At 67.0% G+C, this 23,515-nt stretch carries 22 protein-coding genes; 15 read left to right on the top strand and 7 right to left on the bottom strand.

Annotated features, from left to right (window positions below; genetic code table 11):
• Positions 1–31: 31 nt before the first annotated feature.
• The 3 genes from ACOTSS_RS14170 to ACOTSS_RS14180 form a co-directional block, all read right to left on the bottom strand.
• Positions 32–331 (bottom strand): GIY-YIG nuclease family protein, encoded by a 300-nt coding sequence (locus ACOTSS_RS14170; protein ID WP_448688764.1) that lies wholly within the window; start codon positions 329–331, stop codon positions 32–34.
• Positions 332–485: 154 nt separating this feature from the next.
• Positions 486–1,775: a DNA-packaging protein gene (locus tag ACOTSS_RS14175; RefSeq protein WP_448691357.1), complete on the bottom strand. Its 1,290-nt coding sequence runs from the start codon at positions 1,773–1,775 to the stop codon at positions 486–488.
• Positions 1,776–1,810: 35 nt separating this feature from the next.
• Positions 1,811–2,284: a hypothetical protein gene (locus ACOTSS_RS14180; RefSeq protein ID WP_448688765.1), complete on the bottom strand. Its 474-nt coding sequence runs from the start codon at positions 2,282–2,284 to the stop codon at positions 1,811–1,813.
• A gap of 345 nt (positions 2,285–2,629) precedes the next feature.
• Between ACOTSS_RS14180 and ACOTSS_RS14185 the strand changes: the two genes are divergently transcribed.
• The 6 genes from ACOTSS_RS14185 (at position 2,630) to ACOTSS_RS14210 (ending at position 9,605) form a co-directional block, all read left to right on the top strand.
• Complete coding sequence (locus tag ACOTSS_RS14185; protein ID WP_448688766.1) at positions 2,630–3,097, top strand: GNAT family N-acetyltransferase; 468 nt, start codon at positions 2,630–2,632, stop codon at positions 3,095–3,097.
• A gap of 245 nt (positions 3,098–3,342) precedes the next feature.
• Positions 3,343–3,720: a BlaI/MecI/CopY family transcriptional regulator gene (locus ACOTSS_RS14190; RefSeq protein WP_095388498.1), complete on the top strand. Its 378-nt coding sequence runs from the start codon at positions 3,343–3,345 to the stop codon at positions 3,718–3,720.
• Complete coding sequence (locus ACOTSS_RS14195) at positions 3,717–5,429, top strand: M56 family metallopeptidase (protein WP_448688767.1); 1,713 nt, start codon at positions 3,717–3,719, stop codon at positions 5,427–5,429. The genes ACOTSS_RS14190 and ACOTSS_RS14195 overlap by 4 nt, the downstream gene beginning before the upstream one ends.
• A 119-nt stretch (positions 5,430–5,548) precedes the next feature.
• On the top strand, positions 5,549–6,304 hold the full coding sequence (locus ACOTSS_RS14200) for a hypothetical protein (protein WP_448688768.1): 756 nt from the start codon (positions 5,549–5,551) through the stop codon (positions 6,302–6,304).
• Positions 6,301–8,400, top strand: a complete 2,100-nt coding sequence (locus ACOTSS_RS14205; protein WP_448688769.1) for a TonB-dependent receptor plug domain-containing protein — start codon at positions 6,301–6,303, stop codon at positions 8,398–8,400. Before ACOTSS_RS14200 ends, ACOTSS_RS14205 begins: the two co-directional genes overlap by 4 nt.
• A gap of 164 nt (positions 8,401–8,564) precedes the next feature.
• Complete coding sequence (locus ACOTSS_RS14210) at positions 8,565–9,605, top strand: rod shape-determining protein (RefSeq protein WP_095388495.1); 1,041 nt, start codon at positions 8,565–8,567, stop codon at positions 9,603–9,605.
• Between the two features lie 12 nt (positions 9,606–9,617).
• Here the strand turns inward: ACOTSS_RS14210 and ACOTSS_RS14215 are convergent, their stop codons facing one another.
• Genes ACOTSS_RS14215 through ACOTSS_RS14225 form a run of 3 tightly spaced genes read right to left on the bottom strand, consistent with a single transcriptional unit; the run spans position 9,618 to position 12,260 of the window.
• A complete protein-coding gene (locus tag ACOTSS_RS14215) occupies positions 9,618–10,643 on the bottom strand; it encodes an adenosine deaminase (RefSeq protein WP_448688770.1) in 1,026 nt (341 codons plus the stop codon).
• Entirely contained in the window at positions 10,636–11,214 is a 579-nt protein-coding gene (locus ACOTSS_RS14220) for a phosphoribosyltransferase (protein ID WP_448688771.1), read from the bottom strand. The genes ACOTSS_RS14215 and ACOTSS_RS14220 overlap by 8 nt, the downstream gene beginning before the upstream one ends.
• A gap of 47 nt (positions 11,215–11,261) precedes the next feature.
• Positions 11,262–12,260: an NAD(P)H-quinone oxidoreductase gene (locus ACOTSS_RS14225; protein WP_448688772.1), complete on the bottom strand. Its 999-nt coding sequence runs from the start codon at positions 12,258–12,260 to the stop codon at positions 11,262–11,264.
• A gap of 117 nt (positions 12,261–12,377) precedes the next feature.
• On the opposite strand from ACOTSS_RS14225, the gene ACOTSS_RS14230 reads away from it, so the two are divergent.
• Complete coding sequence (locus tag ACOTSS_RS14230; RefSeq protein ID WP_095388491.1) at positions 12,378–12,575, top strand: DUF1192 domain-containing protein; 198 nt, start codon at positions 12,378–12,380, stop codon at positions 12,573–12,575.
• 42 nt (positions 12,576–12,617) lie between these two features.
• Here ACOTSS_RS14230 and ACOTSS_RS14235 read toward each other — a convergent pair whose 3' ends face one another.
• Positions 12,618–14,102 carry a peroxidase family protein gene (locus ACOTSS_RS14235; protein WP_448688773.1) on the bottom strand — a complete coding sequence of 495 codons (1,485 nt, stop codon included), beginning with the start codon at positions 14,100–14,102 and terminating at the stop codon, positions 12,618–12,620.
• A 388-nt stretch (positions 14,103–14,490) separates the two neighbouring features.
• Here ACOTSS_RS14235 and clpA point away from each other — a divergent pair, with 388 nt between their 5' ends.
• The 8 genes from clpA (at position 14,491) to glnA (ending at position 23,488) form a co-directional block, all read left to right on the top strand.
• Entirely contained in the window at positions 14,491–16,827 is a 2,337-nt protein-coding gene (gene clpA / locus ACOTSS_RS14240; RefSeq protein WP_448688774.1) for an ATP-dependent Clp protease ATP-binding subunit ClpA, read from the top strand.
• Between the two features lie 102 nt (positions 16,828–16,929).
• A complete protein-coding gene (locus ACOTSS_RS14245; RefSeq protein WP_448688775.1) occupies positions 16,930–17,262 on the top strand; it encodes a DUF2185 domain-containing protein in 333 nt (110 codons plus the stop codon).
• A 51-nt stretch (positions 17,263–17,313) separates the two neighbouring features.
• Positions 17,314–17,541 carry an AbrB/MazE/SpoVT family DNA-binding domain-containing protein gene (locus ACOTSS_RS14250; protein ID WP_448688776.1) on the top strand — a complete coding sequence of 76 codons (228 nt, stop codon included), beginning with the start codon at positions 17,314–17,316 and terminating at the stop codon, positions 17,539–17,541.
• A gap of 9 nt (positions 17,542–17,550) precedes the next feature.
• Positions 17,551–17,934 carry a type II toxin-antitoxin system death-on-curing family toxin gene (locus ACOTSS_RS14255; protein WP_448688777.1) on the top strand — a complete coding sequence of 128 codons (384 nt, stop codon included), beginning with the start codon at positions 17,551–17,553 and terminating at the stop codon, positions 17,932–17,934.
• A gap of 46 nt (positions 17,935–17,980) precedes the next feature.
• Positions 17,981–18,820: a type I methionyl aminopeptidase gene (gene map, locus ACOTSS_RS14260; RefSeq protein ID WP_448688778.1), complete on the top strand. Its 840-nt coding sequence runs from the start codon at positions 17,981–17,983 to the stop codon at positions 18,818–18,820.
• A gap of 190 nt (positions 18,821–19,010) precedes the next feature.
• Positions 19,011–21,194 (top strand): PQQ-dependent dehydrogenase, methanol/ethanol family, encoded by a 2,184-nt coding sequence (locus ACOTSS_RS14265; protein ID WP_448688779.1) that lies wholly within the window; start codon positions 19,011–19,013, stop codon positions 21,192–21,194.
• A gap of 472 nt (positions 21,195–21,666) precedes the next feature.
• Positions 21,667–22,005 (top strand): P-II family nitrogen regulator, encoded by a 339-nt coding sequence (locus ACOTSS_RS14270; RefSeq protein WP_095388486.1) that lies wholly within the window; start codon positions 21,667–21,669, stop codon positions 22,003–22,005.
• Positions 22,006–22,075: 70 nt separating this feature from the next.
• Positions 22,076–23,488, top strand: a complete 1,413-nt coding sequence (gene glnA / locus ACOTSS_RS14275) for a type I glutamate--ammonia ligase (RefSeq protein WP_448688780.1) — start codon at positions 22,076–22,078, stop codon at positions 23,486–23,488.
• Positions 23,489–23,515 lie beyond the last annotated feature (27 nt).

The following is a 23,515-nucleotide window of genomic DNA, read 5'->3' on the forward strand; positions in this document are numbered from 1 at the left end:
CCCGGACTTGATCCGGGGTCCCGCTTTTTCCTCAGACAAGCGATTCGAACAAATCGCGCCACTCGGGATTGCCCCGTTCGATCAAATCGAATTTCCATTGCCGATGCCAACGCTTGATCCGCTTCTCATGGCCAATGCATTGGGCGATATCGTCGCCACGCTCCGCCCAAACGAGCCGGTCGAGCCCGTACCGGACACAAAAATTTGAACCATCGCCGTTTCGGTGCTGGTGAATGCGGGCTGTAAGATGCGACGTGACGCCTACATACATCGTACCGCGGTACCGGTCGGCCATGATATAAACCCAGCCGCCCTGCCGCTCGCGTTCCATTGCGGATGCATCCAAAAAGCGGGACCCCGGGTCAAGCCCGGGGTGACGAAAATGGGTGCCAACCCGAACCGTTATGGATGTGTCCCTACCAGTCATCGTCACCCCGGGCTTGACCCGGGGTCCCGCTGCTGGTCGATCTCCCGCCCTTTCGGTCTCAAACCCGCCGCACCCCCGGCTCGCATCCCGTCCGCAGTCCCTCCAGCAACACCGCCAGCGCCCACACGCACGCATCGCCGCGATCGGGCGAGCGCCCCGGTCCGACGTAGCCGCCGCCCACCTGGAACCCGCAAAGCTGGTCCTCCAGCTCGGCGAACGCGCCCGCGTGCACCACCTGCCCGCGCTCATAGGCGAGCGCGACCGGCTCCGCTCGCCGCGCCTTGCCGACGCTCGCATGAACGCCGACCACGGGCAGCGTCACCTCGGCCTGGCGCAGCACCGCGGTCACCATCTCGCCCCCCATATTATTCTCGGCGACCACCCGGTCGGCGTCCCAGCGCGCCGCCGCCGCCGCGACCGCCTGCGCCCATAGGTGCGGCGGCGGATTCTCGACGCTCGCATCCTCGACCACCGCCAGCCGCCCGTCGCGCAGCAGCGCCGCGACGACGATCCCGCACGCATCGCCCGTGCTCGTCGCGGGCGGATCGACGCCGATCACCACGCGCACCGGCTTGCCGACGCTCGCCGCATCGACGCGGCACCGCTCGACCAGCCCCCGCGTCCATAGCGCGCCCTCGACATCCTCGAGCAATTCGCCATCGAGTTCCTGCCGCCCCAACCGCGTGCCGCCATGGATGCGCTTCATCGCCGCCAGCCATGACCCCGACAGATTGTGGCGGTTGGCTTCGGTTCCGCCACCTGTCGCCTCCACTCCGTCTTCGCGGATCAGCCGCCGCACCAGCGGCACGCCGCGCGGGGTCGTGGTCGCGATGGTCCGCGGCGCGTCGCCGATCCGCATCGTCAGCATCAGATTGTCCCACGCCGCCTCGCCCGCCGGCCATTTGGCGATCTCGTCGCACCACGCCGCGCCATGCTCCGGCCCGCGGAGGCTCTCGGGCTCGGCGGCCGAATAGAGCGTCGCGACCGCGCCATTGGGCCAGGTCAGCCGCCGCAGGCTGCTTTCATAATCGGGCCGCATCGCCGCCGGCGCGATCGCCAGCAGCCCGCTTTCGCCCTCGACCATCACCTGCCGCGCCTCGTGCAGCGTCGCCGCGACCAGCGCGATTCGCGCGCCCGGCGTCGTCTCGGCAAAGGCGCGCACCCACTCTGCCCCCGTCCGTGTCTTGCCGAACCCGCGCCCCGCGAGGAGCAGCCACACGCGCCAGTCTCCCGCCGGCGGACATTGGTCGTCACGCCGCCACCAGTTCCAGTCGGTCAGCAGTGCTTCGGCCTTCGTCTTGCGCAGCGCTTTGTGCCAGGCTTCGAAAGCCTCGGACTTTCCCTCCACCCAGTCGATCGCGCGCTTCGGGGGAGTCGCGCGCTTCAAGGCGCGTCATCCTCGGCGGACGATCCCGCCTCTGCCCGCACCCGCGCCCGCATCGCCCGAATCTTCGCACCGAGCCGCGCTTTCGCATCGGCCGCCCCTGTGCCGGGCGCGACAGGCACCGTCCCGCGCACCGCGGCGCGATGCGCGGCGAGCAGCGACAGGCCGAGCCGGTATTTCTGCGCCCGCGACTTCAGCGTCGCATCCTTCACATTGCCGTTCGGCGCGATCAGCGCCTCGGACAGAAGCTCGGCCTCGAGCCGCGCAAAGCCCTCGCACAGCGCCTCGTGCCACCGCGCGGCAAAGGCCGGGTTGCGCCGCCGTTCGCGGTACATGGCATTGGCCGCGATTCCCGCCGCGCGCGCTGCGGCCGATACGTTCGACGTTTCGGCAAGCACGTCGAGGAAGCTGTCCATCTGCCCGCTGCCGGGCCGCGCGTGCCCTGCACCTTCGCCTTTCGCCGCTCGCCCCATCGCCCGTCCCTCCAAAGACAATCGGACCGCACGCCCCAAGGCGCCGGCCCGATTCGCAATTCTTCATGATGCGACACTTGTGCCATATCAGCGTGACGATGTCAATAGAAAATAACCTATATGGTTATCTGTCGACTTGCACCACTGCGACGCGGCGCTTTACAACCCGCCGCCGCCGTGCCAGATCGTCCCGGCTTTTCAGGAGATTGCCTTTGCTCACCCCGTTCGCCTTGGACCGCAATCGCGGGCCGGTGCGGCCGTGCGTGCGCGCGGCCGGGTGCTGACGCCCGCGGAATGACCCTGTGCAGCGCCGCCTGGCGCGCTGCCGCATTTCGAAAGCCTCCCATGATATTGGAAACCACCGAAGACGATTACGCCGCCCTGCTGCGCGGCGCGGCGCCGCGCGCGCTCCTCTGGCTCGATCCGCCGATCGCGCCGCCCGCGGTGCTCGCGATGCTCGCCGATGTCGCGGCACGGGTGCACGCGCATTTCGCGCCCGCCTCCTGGCTGATCGTCCACGACGGCGAGCTCGTCGGGCTCTGCTCGATCACCCGCCCACCCGCGAACGGCGAGGTCGACCTCGGCTACGGCATCGCGCCGGGCCGCCAGGGCCGCGGCCATATGCAGGCGGCGCTCCGCGCGATCACGGCCTGGGCCGATAGCCGCGACGACGTCGATGCGCTCACCGCCGAGACCGCGACCGCCAACCGCGCGTCGCAGCGCGTCCTCGAAGCCGCGGGCTTCGTACCGGTGGGCGAGCGCATCGACGAAGAGGACGGCCCGCTGATCCGCTGGCGCTACGCCGCCGGCTGAAGCGCAACGATCCTCCCCGGCACGGGGAGGGGGACCACCGAAGGTGGTGGAGGGGCACAGACGGTCTACACTTCGCTCAAGACAGGGGGGCGCCACAGACGCGCCTGCCCCTCCACCACCCTGCGGGTGGTCCCCCTCCCCCAAGGGGGAGGACCACGCGCCACCGTATTACCCAAATAAATCGCTTGCCATCCCCGCGCTACAAATGTAGCCACGCTACAAATGTAGCGCGAAAGGTGATTCGCATGTTGTCCAGTTTGCCGCCGCGGGAACGCGAAATCGTCGATATCCTCTATGAGAACGGCGCCTCGACGGTGCCCGAGATCGCCGCATCGCTCAGCGACGCGCTGTCGGGCTCGGCGATCCGCGCGATGCTGAAGCGGCTCGAGGGCAAGGGCTTCGTCGCCCGCGAACAGTCCGACCGCGGCTTCCTCTATGCCCCCAGCGTCGAGGGCAAGGCGGCGAGCAAGTCGGCGCTGAGCCAGGTCGTGCGGGTCTTCTTCAACGGCTCGCCGACGAGCGCCGCGGCGGCGCTGCTCGGCATGCAGGACGCCATGAGCGCGTCCGAACTCGACGAACTCGAAAAACTGATCGCCGAAGCGCGCGACGGGAGGACGAAATGATGATCACCGCAACCATGCTCATCGGTCTCGCCTGGAAATCGGCGCTGATCGCCGGCCTCACCCTCTTCCTCCTCCGTCTCGCGCGTGTCCGCTCGGCCGCCGAGCGCTCGCTGATCGCGCATGTCGGCCTCGCCGCCCTGCTCGCCTTCCCGGTCGCGACCCTGCTGCTTCCGATATGGGCGCCGCTGCCCGCCGCCTGGTTCGCCGATGCCGCCCCCGCGGCGGCGAGCGTCCAGGCGGCCGCGGCCCCGGTCACCGCCGACCTTGCTTCCGCCGCGGCTCCAGTCCCGGCCGCGGCGGATTCCGCCGCCCCGGCATCGGCGTCGCTGCTCGCCTCTTTGCCCTCGCTCTCCGATCTCGCGCTCTGGGTCTATGCGCTGCCGCTCGCCCTGCTCTTCGCGACGATGCTGGTCGCGGTGGTGCGGCTGTTCGCGATGCGCGGCCGCGCCGACGTGCTCGTCCAGCCCTCGTGGCTGTCGGCGCTCGCCGAGGCGCAGCGGCGCATGGGCTTCAAGCACGGCACCGCGCTGCTCGTCAGCGAGGAACTGCGCTCACCGATCAGCTGGGGCGTGCTGCGCCCGACGATCGTCCTCAGCCCCAAGGCGGTCGAGGCGGTCGGCGAGGCCGAGGCGATTATCGCGCACGAGCTCGCCCACGTCGCGCGGCTCGACTGGGCGAAGCTGCTCGCCGCGCGGCTCGCGTGCGCGATGTTCTGGTTCAACCCGCTCGTCTGGATGCTGGCGCGCGAGAGCCATCAGCTCCGCGAGGAAGCCGCCGACGACGCGGTGCTGCTCGCCGACATCGACGGCCCCGATTATGCGACCCTGCTCGTCGGCGCGGCGCGCCACGACAACAAGGGGACGCTGATCGCCGCGCACGGCGTCGCGCCGGGCAAGAACAGCCTCAAGCGCCGCATCACCCGCGTCCTCGACGCCCGCGCCAGGCGCGGCCCGGCGAGCGCGAGCTGGTTCGCGATGACCCTCGCCTTCCTCGCCGGCGTCACCGTCCCGCTCGCCGCCTTCTCGGCCACTGGCGCGCGCGCCGTGGACGAGCCGGGCGACAGGTTCGCCGCCGTCACCCCCGCCGCGACGCCCAAGACCGCGGCCGCAGCCGCGCTAGGGGACCAGGAGCCCGCTCCCGCCCACGCCAAGCTGCCGGTCGACCAGCTCGTCAGCATGAAGGCGATGGGCATAACCCCCGACGACGTGCGCGGAATGCGCGGCGACAAGGGTGGCCTCGACCCCGAAGACGTCATCGCCGCCAAGGCGACCGGCGCCAGCCCCGCCTATCTAAACCGGATGCGCGCGCTGTTCCCGAACGCCGACATGGACGATCTGATCGGCGCCTCGGCGCTCGGGATCGACACCGGCTACGCCCGCGAGATGAAATCCTGGTTCCCGCGCGTCACGATCGACGATCTCAGCGGAATGCGCGCGGTCGGCGTCACCGGCGCCTTCGTCCGCGACATGCGCAAGTCGGGCGTCCGCGTGTCGACCCCCGACGACGCGATCGAGCTTCGCGCGGCGAGCGGGATCAATATCTCCCAGGTCGTGTCGCACGCGGTGAGCAACGCGACCCGAAACTCGTCGGTCAGCGTCAGCCGCGACGGCGTGGCGGTGGTCGACATGCACGGCCCCGACGGCACGGCGATGCGCGTCGAGACCCCGCAGCCGCCCGGCCCGCCGCAGCCGCCCGCAACGAACGACTGACGCCGGACGCCCGGCCCGGCCGGGCGCCCGCCACCAACCCCAACCCCAAGGTCTGAAACGCCGCATCCACGGCGAGCGACGGCGCTCGCCCGCGATCCGCGGCCCGGAGGAGACGTGCCATGAAAGCCCTGATCGTTACCGCCAGCCTCGCCATGCTGTCCGCGCTGGCCTCGGCGGCGCCGCTGCAGCCTGCGGGATCGCCGCCGGTGCTGACCGATATCCGCTGGGATATCCTTCCCCCCGATGGCGAGGGCGCCGACGGCGACGAGCCGCACTTGCGCATCCGCTCCGACCGGTCGAGCAGCAGCCTCGCGCTCGACGGCTCGCGCCCCGAGGTCGCGGCGGCGAAGCGCGCGCTCGCCGGCGGCGCCGGGCCGGTCGCCTTCACCGTCGCCCACCAGGCCGGAACGCTGGCCTGCGACGGCCGGCTGTCGCGCCGCTACGAAGGCAAGGGCGACTGCCGCTTCACCGCCGACCCCGGCTTCGAACAGGCGCTCGCGAAGCGCGGCATCGCCCCCGACGAGCGGCGCGACCTGCTCGCGATGCTCCTCGTCGACGCGACGGTCGAACTCGCCGACGGGCTCGCCGACGCGGGCCTCCGTGCGGAGGACGCGGGCGAGTTGATCGCCGCGGCGGCGCTGCACGTCACCCCCGCCTATGTCCGCGACCTCCGCGCCGCGCCGATGAAGCTCACCTCGCTCGACGACGCCTTCGCGTGCCGCGCGCTCGGCGTCGACGCCGGCTACGTCCGCGAACTCGCGGATGCCGGCTATACGAAGCTGTCGGTCGAGGATGTCGTCTCGCTCAAGGCGCTCGGCGTCACCGGTGACTATGCCCGCCGGATGAATGTCGCGGCGACGGAGGCGAACCAGTGAAGATCGCCGCCAGCCTGTTCGCGATGGCCGCCGCCCTTTCGGTCCAGCCCGTGCTCGCGCAGGACGCGCCCGCGAGCGGCGAAGCTCCGCCGCCAGCCGCCGACCCGACCGCGACGCTGGCGAAGACGCTCGCGGGGAAAGTCTACACCCCCGCCGACTTCACCCGCTACGCGCCCAAGAACGCCTACGACATGCTGAACCAGGTACCCGGCTTCTCGATCCGCGAGAACGACACGGTGCGCGGGCTGGGGCAGGCGACGGGCAATGTACTGTTCAACGGCGCGCGGCCCTCGACCAAGTCGGACACGATCGTCACCCAGCTCACCCGCATCCCCGCCGCCAATGTCGAGCGGATCGAGATCGTCGACGGCGCCAGCCTCGACCTCCCGGGCCTTTCGGGCCAGGTCGCGAACATCGTCTTCCGCGCCGACAGCTTCTCGGGCCAATTCTCGTGGAAGCCCGAGTTCCGGCCGCATTTCACCGACCCCCTGTTCACCCGCGCCGACATTTCGGTGCGCGGGCGCAGGGGCGACGTCGAATATGAGCTCGGCCTCAACAACGACACGAGTTCACGCAGCGGCGCCGGCGGCGGCACCGTCATCACCGATGGCGCGGGCGCGGTCGTCGAGCACCGCAAGGACATCTGGAACACCCATTACGACACGCCCAAGCTGTCGGCGAAGCTGACCTGGGATCCCGCGGGCGACAGCATCGCGCATCTCGGCGCCCATTATCAGCGCCGCTGGTATCGCTATGACGAGGACGGCGTCTGGACCGCGCCCGGCGAGACCGACCGGCTGCGCACCGTGCGCGAGACCGAGACGACATGGAATTACGAGGTCAACGGCGATTGGCAGTTCGGCCTCGGCCCCGGAAAGCTCAAGCTGATCGGGCTCCGCCGCTTCAGCCACGAGCCGGTGTCGCAGGAGGTGGTGCTGCGCCCCGCCGACGGTTCGCCCGCCAGCGGCGACCGCTTCACCCAGACCGGCGACGTCGGCGAGACGATCGGCCGCGGTGAATATGACTGGAAGATGTTCGGCGGCGACTGGCAGCTCTCGGGCGAGGCGGCGTTCAACACGCTCGACAATGTCGCGCGGCTCTACGCGCTCGATCCGGCCACGGACGACTTCGTCGAGCTGCCCTTCCCCCAGGGTACGGGCGGCGTGCGCGAGGACCGCTACGAAGCGCTTTTGAGCTTCGGCCGCAAGCTGACGGACAAGCTGTCGTTCCAACTCGTCGCGGGCGCCGAGCATTCGACGCTGACCCAGGACGGCGCGAACGGGCTCGAACGCAGTTTCTTCCGGCCCAAGGGGTCGCTCACCCTCGCCTGGACGCCCGCCGCGGGCCTCGACCTGTCCCTGAAGGCGCAGCGGCAGGTCGAACAGCTCGATTTCTACGACTTCCTCGCGCAGGCCTTTTTGAACGACGACAACAGCAACGCGGGCAACGCCGATCTGCGCCCCCAGCAGAATTGGCGCTACGAGTTCGAGGCGAACAAGTCGCTCGGCAAATGGGGCTCGACCAAGCTCCAGCTCGTCTATGTCGATGCCGAGGATTTCGTCGACGTCGTCCCCGTCGACGGCGGCGAATCGGTCGGCAACATTCCGAAGGCATGGGCGGCGGCGGTCGTGTGGTCGGCGACGATCAACCTCGACCCGGCGGGGCTGAAGGGCGTCAAGATCGACGCCAGCGTCGATATCGAGAAATCGGGCCTGCGCGATCCCTTCACCGGCGAGAAGCGCCAGTGGAGCGGCTTCCAGGACCGCTCGGCGGACTTTTCGCTGCGCCACGACATTCCGGGGAGCGACTGGGCGTGGGGCGCGACCGCGAGCTACGGCCATTACCAGCCCAATTACCGCCGCAACGAGGTCAATCGCACCTGGGAGGGGCCGGTCTTCGCCTCGCTGTTCGTCGAGAACAAGGATGTGATGGGCCTGACCGTGCGCGCCGAGTTCGCCAATGCGGTGGGTGCGCGGTCGCGGCGCGAGCGGACGGTCTACGAAGGGCTGCGCGGGGAAACCCCCGTCGCCTTCCACGAAAGCCGCGACCGGCTGATCGGCCCGATCTTCGCCTTCTCGGTGCGGGGAAAATTCTAGGGTCAGGACCCCAGGCGCCATCGGCCCGCCCTGAGAAACCAACGCTCTGGCTCCCCCATCAGTTGACGCCCCCCGACCGGGGTCACAAGCGGGGGGAGAAGGCGGTCGCCCGGACTCGAACGGCCCGGAACGCCCGATTTTCCAGACAGGGCGTTTTTTCGGATATGAGCTTTTTCCATCGCTTCGGGGCGTCGTCGCACGGCATGGCCATCGACCTCGGGACCGTGAACACGGTCGTCTATGTCCGCGACAAGGGGATCGTGCTCAACGAACCGTCGGTCGTCGCGCTCGAAACGCGCGACGGCGTCCGGCGCGTCAAGGTGGTCGGCAACGAGGCCAAGCTGATGATGGGCAAGACGCCGGCCAATATCCAGGCGATCCGCCCCTTGCGCGACGGCGTCATCGCCGACATCGACGTCGCCGAGCAGATGATCAAGCACTTCATCACCAAGGTGATGGACGGCCAGAGCCGCTTTCGCCAGCGCAGCCAAGTCGTGATCTGCGTTCCGTCGGGATCGACGATGGTCGAACGCCGCGCCATCCGCGACGCCGCCTCCAATGCCGGCGCGGTCACCGTCCAGCTCATCGAGGAATCGCTCGCCGCCGCGATCGGCGCCGGGCTGCAGGTCGCCGAGCCGATGGGGGAGATGGTGGTCGACATCGGCGGCGGGACGACCGAGGTCGCGGTGCTGTCGCTGGGCGGCATCGCCTACAGCAATTCGGTGCGCGTCGGCGGCGACAAGATGGACGACATGATTTCCTCCTACATCCGCCGCAAGCATAATCTGATGGTCGGCGAGATGACCGCCGAGCGCGTCAAGCTCACCATCGGCTGCGCGGTCGCGCCCGAGGGCAGCGGCCTGGTCATGGGCGTCAAGGGCCGCGACCTCGTCAACGGCCGCCCCGCGGAGGTCCGCGTGTCCGAGGCCGAGGTCGCCGAGGCGCTGGTCGAGCCGGTCGGGCAGATCGTCGGCGCGGTGCGCGCGGCGCTCGAACAGACGCCGCCCGAGCTCGCGGCCGACATCATCGACGCCGGCATCACGCTGACCGGCGGCGGCGCGCTGCTCCGCCGGATGGACGAGGCGATCGCGAAGGCGACGGGGCTCGACGTCCGGGTCGCCGACGATGCGCTGATGTGCGTCGCGATGGGCGCCGGGCAGGCGCTCGAGGACAGCACCTATCGCAGCGTCCTGATCGCCGCCTGATCTCCTCAAAGCCTAGGCGTAGGCGTCGATCGCCGCCAGGTGGCGGTCGCGCGCGTCGTCCTCCAGGAACGATCCGGTGAAGCTGTTGCGCGCCAGCGTGACGAGCTCGGCCTTCGACAGGTCGAGCGCGTCGGCGACCGCCTGATAATTGGCGTTCACATAGCCCCCGAAATAGGAGGGATCGTCCGAATTGACCGTCGCGGCGAGCCCGGCGTCGAGCATCGTCCGCAGCGGATGCGCCGCGATGTCGTCGACGACGCAGAGCTTGAGGTTCGACAGCGGGCAGACGGTGAGGCACAGCCCCGCATCGGCGAGACGGCGGACGAGCGCCGGGTCCTCGAGGCTGCGGTTGCCATGGTCGATCCGGTCGACCTTCAAGAGGTCGAGCGCTTCCACGACATAGGCGGGCGGTCCCTCCTCGCCCGCATGCGCCACCAGCTTCAGCCCCAGGCCGCGCGCCCGCGCGAAGACGCGTTCGAACTTCGAGGGCGGATGCCCGACCTCCGACGAATCGAGCCCCACCCCGTCGATGCGATCGAGCCATGGCAGCGCCGCATCGAGCGTCGCCTCGGCTTCCGCCTCGCTCAGATGGCGAAGGAAGCACAGGATCAGCTTCGAGGTCAGCCCGTGCCGCTCGCGCGCTTCGCCCAGCGCGCGGGTGATCCCCGCGATCACGGTTTCGAACGCGACTCCGCGCTCCGTATGCCCCTGCGGGTCGAAGAAGATCTCGACATGGCGGACATTGTCGGCGCGCGCGCGGGCGAGATAGGCCGCGGTCAGGTCGTGGAAATCCTGTTCGGTGACGAGGACGCTCATGCCCTGATAATAGATGTCTAGGAAATCCTGGAGGTTCGAAAAGGCGTAGGCCGCGCGCACCTCCTCGACGCTCGCGAAGGGGATGGGAATCGCGTTGCGCCGCGCGAGCTCGAACATCAGCTCGGGTTCGAGCGAGCCTTCGATATGAAGATGGAGCTCGGCCTTGGGGAGCCCCGCGATGAACGCCGCGCGCTCGGCGGCGGAGGCAAATCCATCAGCCATGCGATGCCGTCTCCTCTCCCAGGATGATCGCCGCCTCGGACTTGTGGCGGCGGATCTCGTCGATCGACAGGCCGTGAAATTCGTGCGGAAAGATCAGCCAGCGGTCGGTTTCGTGGACGAAGAAGTCGGGCTTCAGGTCGGTGACGTTGCGGCGCGGCTTGTACCACACGGTGGCGATGCGGATGTCGCGCGGCATATTGTGGCGGCAGCGCGCCCTGAGTTCGGACAGGAAGGCGCGGATGCTGCGTCCCGAATCGAAGACGTCGTCGATGATGAGCAGGCGGTCGTCGGGGTTCAGCGTATCGATCAGATAACCCAATGCGAACACCTTCACCTCGGGATCCTGCCGGTCGATGTCGTGATAGGAGGAGGTGCGGATCGCGATATGGTCGCAAGACTGGCCGTGATAGTCGAGCAGTTCCTGCACCGCGATCCCGACCGGCGCGCCGCCGCGCCAGATGCCGACGAGATGGGTCGGCGCGAAGCCGCTTTCGAGCACCTGCATGCCGAGCCGCAGCGAGTCGGCGAGCAGCGCGTTCGCGTCGATGTAGATCTTCCCGTCGTCGCTCATGTGCGGGGTTTAGAACCTGTTTCCCCCAGATGGAAGCAGGCCCCGCCTCATACGGTCAGCACGATCTTCCCGACATGCGCGCCCGCCTGCATCCGCGCGTGCGCGGCGGCGGCTCCGGCGAGCGGAAAGGCCTGGTCCATCGCGGGCTTCCACGCGCCGCCGGACAGCAGCGGCCAGACAGTGCGGTGAATCTCGTCGGCGAGCGCGGCCTTGAAGTCGGCGCTCCGCGCGCGCAGCGTCGATCCGGTCAGCGTCAGCCGGCGGCGCATCACCTCCGACATGTCGATCTCGGCCTTCGCGCCGCGCTGAAAGGCGATGCTGACGTGGCGCCCGTCGTCGGCGAGCGCGGCGAGGTTGCGCGGCACATAGTCGCCGCCGACCATGTCGAGCACCGCGTCGACGCCGCGCCCCCCGGTGAAGGCCTTTGCCGCCGCGACATAATCCTCGCTCGAATAATCGACCGCGAGGTCCGCGCCGAGCGCGCGCGCCGCGTCGCACTTCTCCGCGCTGCCACAGGTCACGATCACCCGGATGTCGAACAGGCCGCACAGCCCGATCGCGGTGGTGCCGATGCCGCTGGTGCCGCCGTGGACGAGCACCGTGTCGCCTTCCTTCACCCAGGCGCGTTCGAACAGATTGTGCCAGACGGTGAACATCGTCTCGGGCAGCGCCGCGGCTTCGGCCATCGAAAAGCCCTTGGGCACCGGCAGGCAGCTTCCCGCCGGCGCGACGCAATATTCGGCATAGCCGCCGCCGGCGACGAGCGCGCATACCGCCTGCCCCAGAAGTTCGGGATCGCCGCCCGGCCCGATCGCGGCGATCGTGCCCGCGACCTCGAGCCCCGGCAGGTCGGACGCGCCCGGCGGCGGCGGATAGAAACCCATGCGCTGGAGCACGTCGGGGCGATTGACCCCCGCCGCAGCGACGCGGATCAGCACCTCGCCCGGACCGGGGCGCGGTACGGCGCGCGTCCCGGGCACAAGGACCTCCGGCCCGCCCGGTTCGCTGATGGCGATGGCGGTCATGCTTTCGGGCACGCTGGTCACGCTAAATCCCCCACTTCCCATATGTTTTCCACTCGGCGCGCCTTATTGACAGGCGCGGCGCGCGGGTCAACAGTCGCGCGCCTGTGAAATGCAGGGACCAGCGAGAAAGGACACGCCATGGACGATGACGACCTTCCCCGCCGCCGCGACGATGCGCTCGCGGCCCTGACCCGCCAGCCGCTCGATCCGCTGTCGGTCGACGAACTCGACGACCGCATCGCGGTGCTTCAGGCCGAGATCGAACGCATCAAGGCGCACAAGGCCGCCGCCGGCGGCTTCAAGGCGAGCGCGGAGGCGCTGTTCCGCAAGGGGTAATGGCAAAGCCCCTCCCCTTTTGAAGGGAGGGGCTTTGGCGCGTCAGGCCACCTTGGCGTAGCGCAGAAGGTCGACCATCTTGAAATCGTCGCCCTTCTTCGACGGGTCGACGGTCGGCAGGAAGGGTTGCCATTCGGGGTCCTGCGCCAGATAGGACCCCTTGTCGCCCTGGAGCAGCCCTAGAAAGACCTCGGTCACGATCCGCGCACCGACGGGGCCGAGCCGCTCGCCATTCTCCACCGTCTGCGCCTCACGCAGGATATAGAACCAGAGCGGGGTGCGGTCGTCGAGGCCGTGCGGCTTGAGGTCGGCCAGGTCGCCCTTCGACAACATGGGCAGCTTCATCGCGCGCGCGACGCGCTGGCCCGACGGCAGCGCGAAGGTCAGGTGGCGCAGCAGGTTGCGCTGCGCGAGCGAGGCCGGGTTCGTCTTCGGATCGGGGTTCGGCACCACCGAGCCCGGCAGGCGGAACAGCGCGGTCGACAGCGTCGTGTCGATTTTCTTGTTCGGCTTCACATTGCCGTCGGCGAAGTCGAAGAAGGTCGGCCAGTCGACGAAGCGCCGCGGTGCGCGGCAACCGCCCGAAAGATCGTCGGGATCGTCGGGGTCCGACGGGGTCGGCTTGAAGATCATCGCGAAGAAGGGATTGCCGCCGTCGCCGGTGAAGTTCGCGCGGTACGACGGGCGGATCTGGCTGTGCCCGAAGCGATAGGCGGCGACCGAGAACTCCACCGGAATATAGGGCTCATTGTGCCAGCTATAATATTTGCGGCCGTTCGCCAGCACGTCGTCGACCACGGCGTCGCCGCAGGTCCGGCGCAGGAATTCGTGGACGATCATCCATTGATAATGCCAGCGCACGATCCGCTGCGCCTCGGCGAAAATCTCGTCAGAGCCGGTCAGCTTGATCTTGGTCTTCACATGTTCGACGACCTCGTTGTGGAACTTCAGGAAGGCGACCTGAAGCTGGCTGATGATCAGATTCTCGTCGTCGCGCGGGTCGCCGATCAGCGCGACCTTCTGGCTGTTGCGCGGCAGGTCGAACCGGTCCGCGGTTCCGGTCGCCTCGAGCAGGAACTTGCCGCCCTTGCCGCCCTGCGTGTCGTAAAGGTGCGGGCTGCCGCCCGGCCCGGCGCCGTATACATTGTCGAGTCCCAGGCTGGGCGTGCGGAAATTGGCGATCTGCTCGGGGTCCACCTGCCGTTCGAGACTGGAGGTCGGGTCGAAAGTCATGTCGTGGTCGAGGAACTGGCCGAGGAAGGTGAAGCCCGCGGTCAGATTGGGGTTGTCGCTGTTCTTCGCCGACAGCGCCGGATCGGTGATGAGTTCGGCGGGGGTCTTGGTCAGATTGTCCTTGGCGTCCATGATGCCGCCGGGCTTCCCGATTTCCATTAGCGCGGCGCGGACGTCGGGGGTGTCGGCGGCAAAGGGCGGAAGTTCTCCGAACAGGCGGCCGAAGCGGCCGGCGTCCGAATATTTTGAGCGCGGCGGAACGATGTCGCGCGGATATACGCCGTGACGAGGCATGGCAGTCTCTCCTGCTAGTTTCTAACGATGTGCGATTGTCGGGAGGGCTTCGCCGACGAGAGACGGCGCGCATCCGCTGTTCTGGCACGACACCAAGGGACTCAGGCTTGCGCACAGCGGAGGCAGTGTCCAAGATTATTGAAGGCTAACCTCAGGTTTACCTGCCGGGCTGCAGCAAAGGCGGGACAGGCCGTGCAGCGTCACACGATCCTCCGCACCGGAACGATTGTCGGCGTTCAATCTCTCAACGCGCCGTTAACCATAGCGCAATCCTGTCATCGTAATTTCATATCCGCCTCCGCTTTTCCCTTGCGGCGGGGCGGCGGCATCGCCACGTTAGTTTCCTAGGGGCGGCCTCTCCCCGGCTGGTCCCGCAAGGAGAAAGACCATGCCGTCCTTTTCGGAGTCCCTCGAAAAGACCCTGCACAACGCGCTCAAGGCCGCGTCGGAGCGTCACCACGAATATGCGACACTGGAGCATCTGCTCTATGCGCTGATCGACGACGACCATGCCGCCGAGGTGATGCGCGCCTGCGGCGTCGCGCTCGACGATCTCCAGTCGGCGGTGGTCCATTATCTCGACACCGAACTCGACAGCCTGAAGGTCGAGGGGCACAGCGACCCCTCCCCCACCAGCGGCTTCCAGCGCGTCGTCCAGCGCGCGATCCTGCACGTCCAGTCGTCGGGCAAGGATGAGGTGACGGGCGCCAACGTCCTCGTCGCGCTCTTCTCCGAACGCGAGAGCTATGCCGTCTATTTCCTCCAGCAGCAGGACCTGACGCGCCTCGACGCCGTCTCCTATTTGAGCCACGGCGTCGGCAAGGGCGGCAAGCCCGCCGCGCAGGCCGAGCCCGAGGAGAAGGAAGAGGCGAAGGACAAGGAGGGTGCCAAGAACAAGAAGGAAACCGCGCTCGACCAGTTCACCGTCAACCTGAACGAGAAAGCGAAAGGCGGCAAGGTCGACCCGCTGATCGGCCGCAATGCCGAGGTCGACCGCACGATCCAGATCCTCTGCCGCCGCAGCAAGAACAACCCGCTCTATGTCGGCGACCCCGGTGTCGGCAAGACCGCGATCGCCGAGGGGCTCGCGCGCAAGATCGTCGAAGGCGACGTGCCCGAGGTGCTGAAGGAAGCGGTGATCTATTCGCTCGACATGGGCGCCTTGCTCGCCGGCACGCGCTATCGCGGCGACTTCGAGGAACGGCTGAAGCAGGTCGTCTCCGAACTCGAAGGCCTGCCGCACGCGATCCTGTTCATCGACGAGATCCACACGGTGATCGGCGCTGGCGCCACCTCGGGCGGCGCGATGGACGCGTCGAACCTCCTGAAGCCCGCGCTGTCGGGCGGCGTCATCCGCTGCATCGGATCGACGACCTACAAGGAGTTCCGCAACCATTTCGAAAAGGACCGCGCGCTGCTGCGCCGCTTCCAGAAGATCGACGTGATCGAGCCGAGCCTCGAGGATACCAAGAAGATCCTCGCCGGGCTGCGCGAGGCGTTCGAGACCCATCATAACGTCAAATATACGAGCGACGCGATCAACGCGGCGGTCGACCTCTCGGCGCGCTACATCAACGACCGCAAGCTCCCCGACAAGGCGATCGACGTGATCGACGAGGTGGGCGCGATGCAGATGCTCGTTCCGCCGTCGAAGCGGCGCAAGACGATCACCGCCAAGGAGATCGAGGCGGTGATCGCGACGATGGCGCGCATCCCGCCCAAATCGGTGTCGAGCGACGACAAGCGCGTGCTCGAAACGCTCGAGACCGATCTGAAGCGTGTCGTGTTCGGCCAGAATGTCGCGATCGAGGTGCTGTCGTCGGCGATCAAGCTGTCGCGCGCCGGCCTCCGCGATCCCGAAAAGCCGATCGGCAACTACCTCTTCTCGGGCCCGACCGGCGTCGGCAAGACCGAGGTTGCGAAGCAGCTCGCGCATCTGCTCGGCATCCCGCTCCAGCGCTTCGACATGTCGGAATATATGGAGCGCCATTCGGTGAGCCGCCTGATCGGCGCGCCTCCGGGCTATGTCGGCTACGACCAGGGCGGCCTGCTGACCGACGCGATCGACCAGAACCCGCATTGCGTGCTGCTGCTCGACGAGATCGAGAAGGCGCACCCCGACCTGTTCAACATCCTGTTGCAGGTCATGGACCACGGCCGGCTGACCGATCATCACGGCAAGACCGTCGATTTCCGCAACGTCATCCTGATCATGACGACCAACGCGGGCGCGAGCGACATGGCGCGCGAGTCGATCGGCTTCGGCCAGGCGACGCGCGAGGATGTGCAGGAGGAAGCGGTGAAGAATCTCTTCACCCCCGAATTCCGCAACCGCCTCGATGCGATCGTCCCCTTCGGCTATCTGCCGCCCGAGGTGGTTGCACGCGTCGTCGACAAGTTCATCCTCGAACTCGAGCTGCAGCTCGCCGACCGCAACGTCCACATCCAGCTCGACGATGCGGCGCGGGCATGGCTGACCGCGAAGGGCTATGACAAGCTCTACGGCGCGCGCCCGATGGGCCGCCTGATCCAGGAGAAGATCAAGCAGCCGCTCGCCGAGGAACTGCTGTTCGGCAAGCTCGTCCACGGCGGCGAGGTCAAGGTGCGGATGAAGGAGGGCGAGGACGCCAAGGTCGGCAACCCCCTCACCTTCGAAATCACCCCCGCCCCGCCGAAAGCGGGCAAGGGCAAGGCGAAGGGCAAGGCCGAGAAGGCGGCGGAGTAGCGATTATGCGCGCAGGGCAGTCTATCGGCCTTCGGGTTTGCCGCGACTGCCCTGTTCGCTTTGGGAGGGGCGAAACTAATGGCCGCGGGAAAGATCTACAGAATGTCAAAGGACGACATTCACCCGCTCGCGACCGGGCGCGGCGGATGCATAGCGTCCGACCGCATAACCATAGATGGTCTTCCCGTCCGATTCATGTATCGACAGCAACCGCATAATCCACAGGATAGCGGATGGGCCTTCCTTTCCGGCACTGAAGACGATGCATATATGAATGATGCCGCGAACCACGACATCTATGACGTGAACACGATCGCCAACTGTGACCGCTCCGTCATCCCGTTTCTCGATGCACCCGTTGGCAGCGTTTTTGAGAAAGTGCCCGGAGCGACGGATTTTGTCCTTGTAACCGATTGGGCTCCGTCGCGCAGCTAGTTACGCGCGTCGCTTCTTGAATTGCTTGAGCGGCAGCGTTATAACACATGTATGAACACGCCACTTAAGATAACCAAGGTCGGCAATAGCGCCGCGGTCATCCTGCCCAAGGAATTGCTGGCGCGCCTGGGCGCGGTGCAGGGCGATATGCTGTCAGTACGCGACACCGAACGCGGCATCGAGTTGGCGCCTTTCGACGCCGATTTCGAGGAAGAGATGGCCGCCGCTCGCGAAGTGATGGCGCGCCGCAAACGCGCGCTACGCGAACTGGCGAAATAGGCGGGACCCATGAACTGGAAGTGGGTGTCGCTGGAGGCTGCTCTGGCAGCGCACCATGAACAGATTGCAGAGCACGGCGGCGGCAGCGGCGTTCGTGACGCAACGCTGCTGGAAAGCGCGATGGCGAGACCGCAAAATCTGGCCGCCTATAGCGATCCCGATCTTGCCGCACTCGCCGCGGCCTATGCCTTCGGAATCGCGCGCAACCACCCCTTCGTCGATGGCAACAAGCGGACGGCCGCGGTCGTCAGCGAAACCTTCCTGGTCCGCAACGGCGGCTGGCTGTATGCTACCGATGCCGAACTGGTCGTGACGTTCCTCGCGCTTGCAGCGGGCGAGCTTGCAGAAGAAGAGTTGACCGACTGGTTTCGCGATCATCTGTCCGCACCCTGACATCGCGCCCCTCGCTTTTTCAGCCTCCAGCGCCTATATTACCCGCATGTACGACTATATCTCCGTCACCACCGCCGATGCCGCGGCCCCGACGCCCGTCCGCGACGGCACGATCAAGCTGCACGACGCGGTGGGCTTTGCCGGGATGCGCAAGGCCGGGCAGCTGTCGGCCGAAATCCTCGACGCGCTCGTCCCCTTCATCCAGCCCGGCGTGACGACCGGCGCGATCGACGATCTCGTCCGCCGGATGATGCTCGACGGCGGCGGCATCCCCGCGACCTTGGGCTATCGCGGCTTCACGCATAGCTGCTGCACCAGCATCAACCATGTCGTCTGCCACGGCATTCCCGACGACAAGCCGCTGCGCGAGGGCGACATCATCAACGTCGATGTCACCAGCATCGTCGACGGCTGGCACGGCGACACCAGCCGCATGTATCTGGTCGGCGAGGTGCCGATCAAGGCGCGGCGGCTGGTCGAGGTCACCTACGAATGCCTGATGCTCGGCATCGAGCAGGCGAAGCCCGGCAACCGCATGGGCGACGTCGCGCACGCGATCCAGCAACATGCCGAACGCCACCGCTATTCGGTCGTCCGCGATTTCTGCGGCCACGGGCTCGGCCAGATGTTCCACGACGCTCCTGAAGTGGTCCACGCCGGCCGCCCCGGCACCGGCCCCGAGCTGAAACCCGGCATGTTCTTCACCATCGAGCCGATGATCAACACCGGCAAATATGCGGTGAAGATGCTCCCCGACGGCTGGACCGCGGTGACGCGCGACCGCTCGCTCTCGGCGCAGTTCGAGCACAGCATCGGCATCACCGAGGACGGCTGCGAAATCTTCACCGCCAGCCCCAAGGGCCTGAACGCGCCGCCCTGGCAGTAAGCCAAGCACGAAATCAGGCGTGTTCCCCGGCGAAAGCCGGGGCCCAGGGCGTCCTCACATAACTTTGGCGTTCTTTCGCTCTGGACCCCGGCGTTCGCCGGGGAACAGCATTTCTCCCTTGCGCCCCCGCCTCTTCCAGCGCAGACTTGACGTTAACGTCAAGCATAGGCGTCGAACGGGAGAGCATGGGATGGCGAAACGGGTCTTTTCGGCTGCGCTGCTTGGCTGCGCGGCACTGGCGCTGGCGGCGTGCAACGCCTCGAAGAACGACAGCACCTCGGGCGGCGGATCGCTCGACGAGGCCGAGAAGGCGAGCGAAGCGCTGCTCAAGACCGGCGGCAACGGCGACGACTGGGCCGGCATCGGCTACAGCTATGACGAGCAGCGCTTCAGCCCGCTCACCGACATCAACGACCAGAATGTCGGCACCCTCGGCATCGCCTGGTTCGCCGATCTCGAGGATGCGCGCGGCCAGGAAGCGACGCCGGTGGTGGTCGACGGCACCCTCTATGTCAGCCACGCCTGGTCGAAGGTCGACGCCTGGGACGCGGCGACCGGCAAGAAGCTCTGGTCCTTCGACCCCAAGGTTCCCGGCGAGCGCGCTGTCAGCGCCTGCTGCGACGTCGTCAACCGCGGCGTCGCGGTGTGGGGCGACAAGGTCTTCGTCGGCGCGCTCGACGGCCGCCTGATCGCCCTCGACCGCAAGACCGGCCAGGAGATCTGGTCGACGCAGACCTTCGACAAGCGCAAGCCCTATACGATCACCGGCGCGCCGCGCGTCGTGAAGGACATGGTGCTCATCGGCAACGGCGGCGCCGAGTTCGGTGTGCGCGGCTATGTGACCGCCTACGACGCCGACACCGGCAAGCAACGCTGGCGCTTCTACACCGCACCCAATCCCGAGAAGAAGAAGGACGGCGCCGCGTCGGACGACATCTTCGCGTCGAAGGGCAACGCCACCTGGTCCGACAAGGGCGAATGGAAGGTGTCGGGCGGCGGCGGTACGGTGTGGGACGCGATCGTCTATGACAAGGATCTCGACCAGATCTATCTCGGCGTCGGCAACGGCAATCCGTGGAACCACGGGCTGCGCTCGAACGGCGAGGGGGACAATTGGTTCCTCTCCTCGGTGGTCGCGCTCGACGCCGATAGCGGCAATTATAAATGGCACTATCAGGAAACCCCGGCCGAGACGTGGGACTATACCGCGACCCAGCCGATCATCCTCGCCGAGCAGCAGGTGGGCGGCAAGCCGACCAAGGTGCTGTACCATGCGCCGAAGAACGGTTTCTTCTTCACGATCGACCGCACGACCGGCAAGCTGATCGACGCCAAGCCCTATGTCGACGGGATCAACTGGGCGACCGGTTACGATCTCGCGACCGGCCGCCCGATCGAGAATCCCGAATCGCGCTTCTACAGGACCGGCAAGCCCTTCATCGCCATCCCGGGCGCGCTCGGCGCACACAACTGGCACCCGATGAGCTTCAATCCCAAGACCGGTCTCGTCTATATCCCGGCGCAGCAGATCCCGCAGGGCTATCTCCAGGACATGGACGAACTCGACAAGAGGAAGGTGCTCGGTTTCAACGTCGGCACCTCGCTCAACAAGACGATGCTGCCCGACGACGCGAAGGCGTTCCGCGCCGCGATCGCCGCGACGACCGGACGCCTCGTCGCCTTCGACCCGCGCACCGGCAAGGTGGCATGGGGCGTCGACTATCCCGCCGCGTGGAACGGCGGCACGATGACGACCGCGGGCAATCTCGTCTTCCAGGGCACGAGCACGGGTCGCTTCCGCGCCTATGCCGCCGATACGGGCAAGCAGCTGCTCGACCTCGACATGCAGTCGGGGATCGTCAGCGCGCCGTCGACCTTCCGTGTCGGCGGCGTCCAATATGTCGCCTTCCAGACCGGCAAGGGCGGCGCCTTCCCGCTCGTCGCCGGGGTCGCGGGCGGGGTGACGCGCAAGCTCCCGAACCTGCCGCGCCTCGTCGTGCTCAAGCTCGGCGGTACGGTCGAGCTGCCCGCGCCGGCGGCGACGACGCTCGCGTGGAACCCGCCGCCGCAGTTCGGCACGCCGGAGCAGATCGCGGCGGGCAAGGCGCACTTCGGGCGTTATTGCCAGGTCTGTCATGGCGACAGCGCGATCGGCAACGGCTTCACCCCCGACCTCCGCGTCTCGGGCACGCTCACCAATGCCGATGCGTGGAAGAGCGTGATCCTCGACGGCGCCTTGAAGGACCGCGGCATGGTCAGCTTCGCCCGCGTCCTCACCCCCGCCGACGCCGAGGCCATCCGCGCCTATGTCATCGACCGATCGACATGGACCAAGGCCAATCTGCCCGAAGCGTCGGCTCCAGTGGGGCGCTAGGACGAAATCCCGCCCCTCTCTGCAACCGATGAGACTGCGGAGAGGGTGGGATAGGAAATTTTCACGCGAAGACGCGAAGACGCGAAGAAGAAGGTCGCGCACAGAACCCGATCGTTTATTTGTCGCCGCAGGCGACCTTGAAAAGCGCTTCGCGCGATCGACAAACAAGGTCAGCACAATGACGCGACTTCCTTCGCGCCTTTGCGTCTTCGCGTGTAACAAGATCAAACCGCCCCAACGCCAATGCCCATATTTTAGGCAGCAAAATCACGTCGCTGCCTACGACTTGAGCACGCTCGCCTTTCCCCGCCGCAAATCTCCGCGAAACCCCGCGATTCGGCAATTGGCACGGGTCTTGATTGGTGCAAGATGGCGGGACACCGCACCGACTCGACCGGCCGAACCGGACCAGGCGCGCCTGATCCGGCTTTGACTGCGAGCCGTGGCAGGCAGTCCAAAGGGGATCAGACGCGTGAAGAAGATCGAGGCGATTATCAAACCGTTCAAGCTCGACGAGGTGAAGGAGGCGCTGCACGAGGTCGGAGTCAGCGGCATCACCGTCACCGAGGCCAAGGGCTTCGGCCGCCAGAAGGGTCACACCGAACTTTATCGTGGCGCCGAATATGTCGTCGACTTTCTGCCCAAGGTGAAGCTCGAGGTCGTGGTCGACGACAATATGGCCGAACGCGTGGTCGAGGCGATCGCCGCCGCCGCGCAGACCGGCCGCATCGGCGACGGCAAGATCTTCGTCATGCCCATCGAGACCGCGCTCCGCATCCGCACCGGCGAACGCAACGAGGACGCGCTCTAGGGTCCACCCGCCATTCCAGTTCAACACCCCCGGACGACCGGGACATCATCGCAAGAAGGACGTTCAGACCATGGCCACCAAGCCCAAGGATATCATCGCGCGGATCAAGGAAAACGACATCGAGTGGGTCGACCTGCGCTTCACCGACCCCAAGGGCAAGTGGCATCACCTGACGATGTGCGCCGGGGTGATCGACGAGGATTCGCTCGAGGACGGGCTGATGTTCGACGGCTCGTCGATCGAGGGCTGGAAGGCGATCAACGAGAGCGACATGATCCTGAAGCCCGACCTCGACGCGGTCTATGACGATCCTTTCTCGGCGACCCCGATGCTGATCATGGTCTGCGACATCGTCGAGCCCGCGACCGGCGAGGGCTATGCCCGCGACCCGCGCACCACCGCGAAGCGCGCCGAGGCCTATGTCGGTTCGACCGGCATCGGCGACACTGTCTATGTCGGGCCCGAGGCCGAATTCTTCATGTTCGACGACGTGCGCTTCGAAACCGGCTACAACAAGTCGGGCTTCGAGCTCGACGATATCGAGCTGCCGACCAACACCGGCCGCAGCTACGAAGGCGGCAACCTCGCCCACCGCCCGCGCGCCAAGGGCGGCTATTTCCCCGTCGCGCCGGTCGACAGCGCGGTCGACATCCGCGCCGAGATGGTCTCGACGATGCTCGAAATGGGCCTGCCCTGCGACAAGCATCACCATGAGGTCGCCGCAGCGCAGCACGAACTGGGCCTGACTTTCGGCACACTGACCCAGACCGCCGACCGCATGCAGATCTACAAGTACGTCGTGCACCAGGTCGCGCACGCCTATGGCAAGACCGCGACCTTCATGCCCAAGCCGATCAAGGACGACAACGGCAGCGGCATGCACACCCACATCTCGATCTGGGAAAAGGGCAAGCCGCTCTTCGCCGGCAATGGCTATGCGGGCCTTTCGGACATGTGCCTCTATTTCATCGGCGGCGTCGTCAAGCACGCCAAGGCGCTGAACGCTTTCACCAACCCGACGACGAACAGCTACAAGCGCCTCGTCCCGGGCTTCGAGGCGCCGGTGCTGCTCGCCTATTCGAGCCGCAACCGTTCGGCCTCGTGCCGCATCCCTTACGGCGCGGGCGCCAAGGCGAAGCGCGTCGAGTTCCGCTTCCCCGACGCGATGGCAAACCCCTATCTCTGCTATGCGGCGCTGCTGATGGCGGGGCTCGACGGCATCCAGAACAAGATCCATCCGGGCGAGGCGATGGACAAGAATCTCTATGACCTGCCGCCCGAGGAACTGAAGGAAGTCCCGACCGTCTGCGGATCGCTGCGCGAAGCGCTCGACTCGCTGATGGCCGACCACGACTTCCTGCTGAAGGGCGACGTGTTCTCGAAGGATCAGATCGAGGCCTATGTCGAACTCAAGTGGGACGAGGTCTATCGCTTCGAACAGACCCCGAGCCCGGTCGAGTTCGACATGTATTACAGCGCCTGATCGTCCACGATCGGCGAAGCCAAGGGG

Source organism: Sphingopyxis sp. NJF-3, assembly GCF_053514865.1.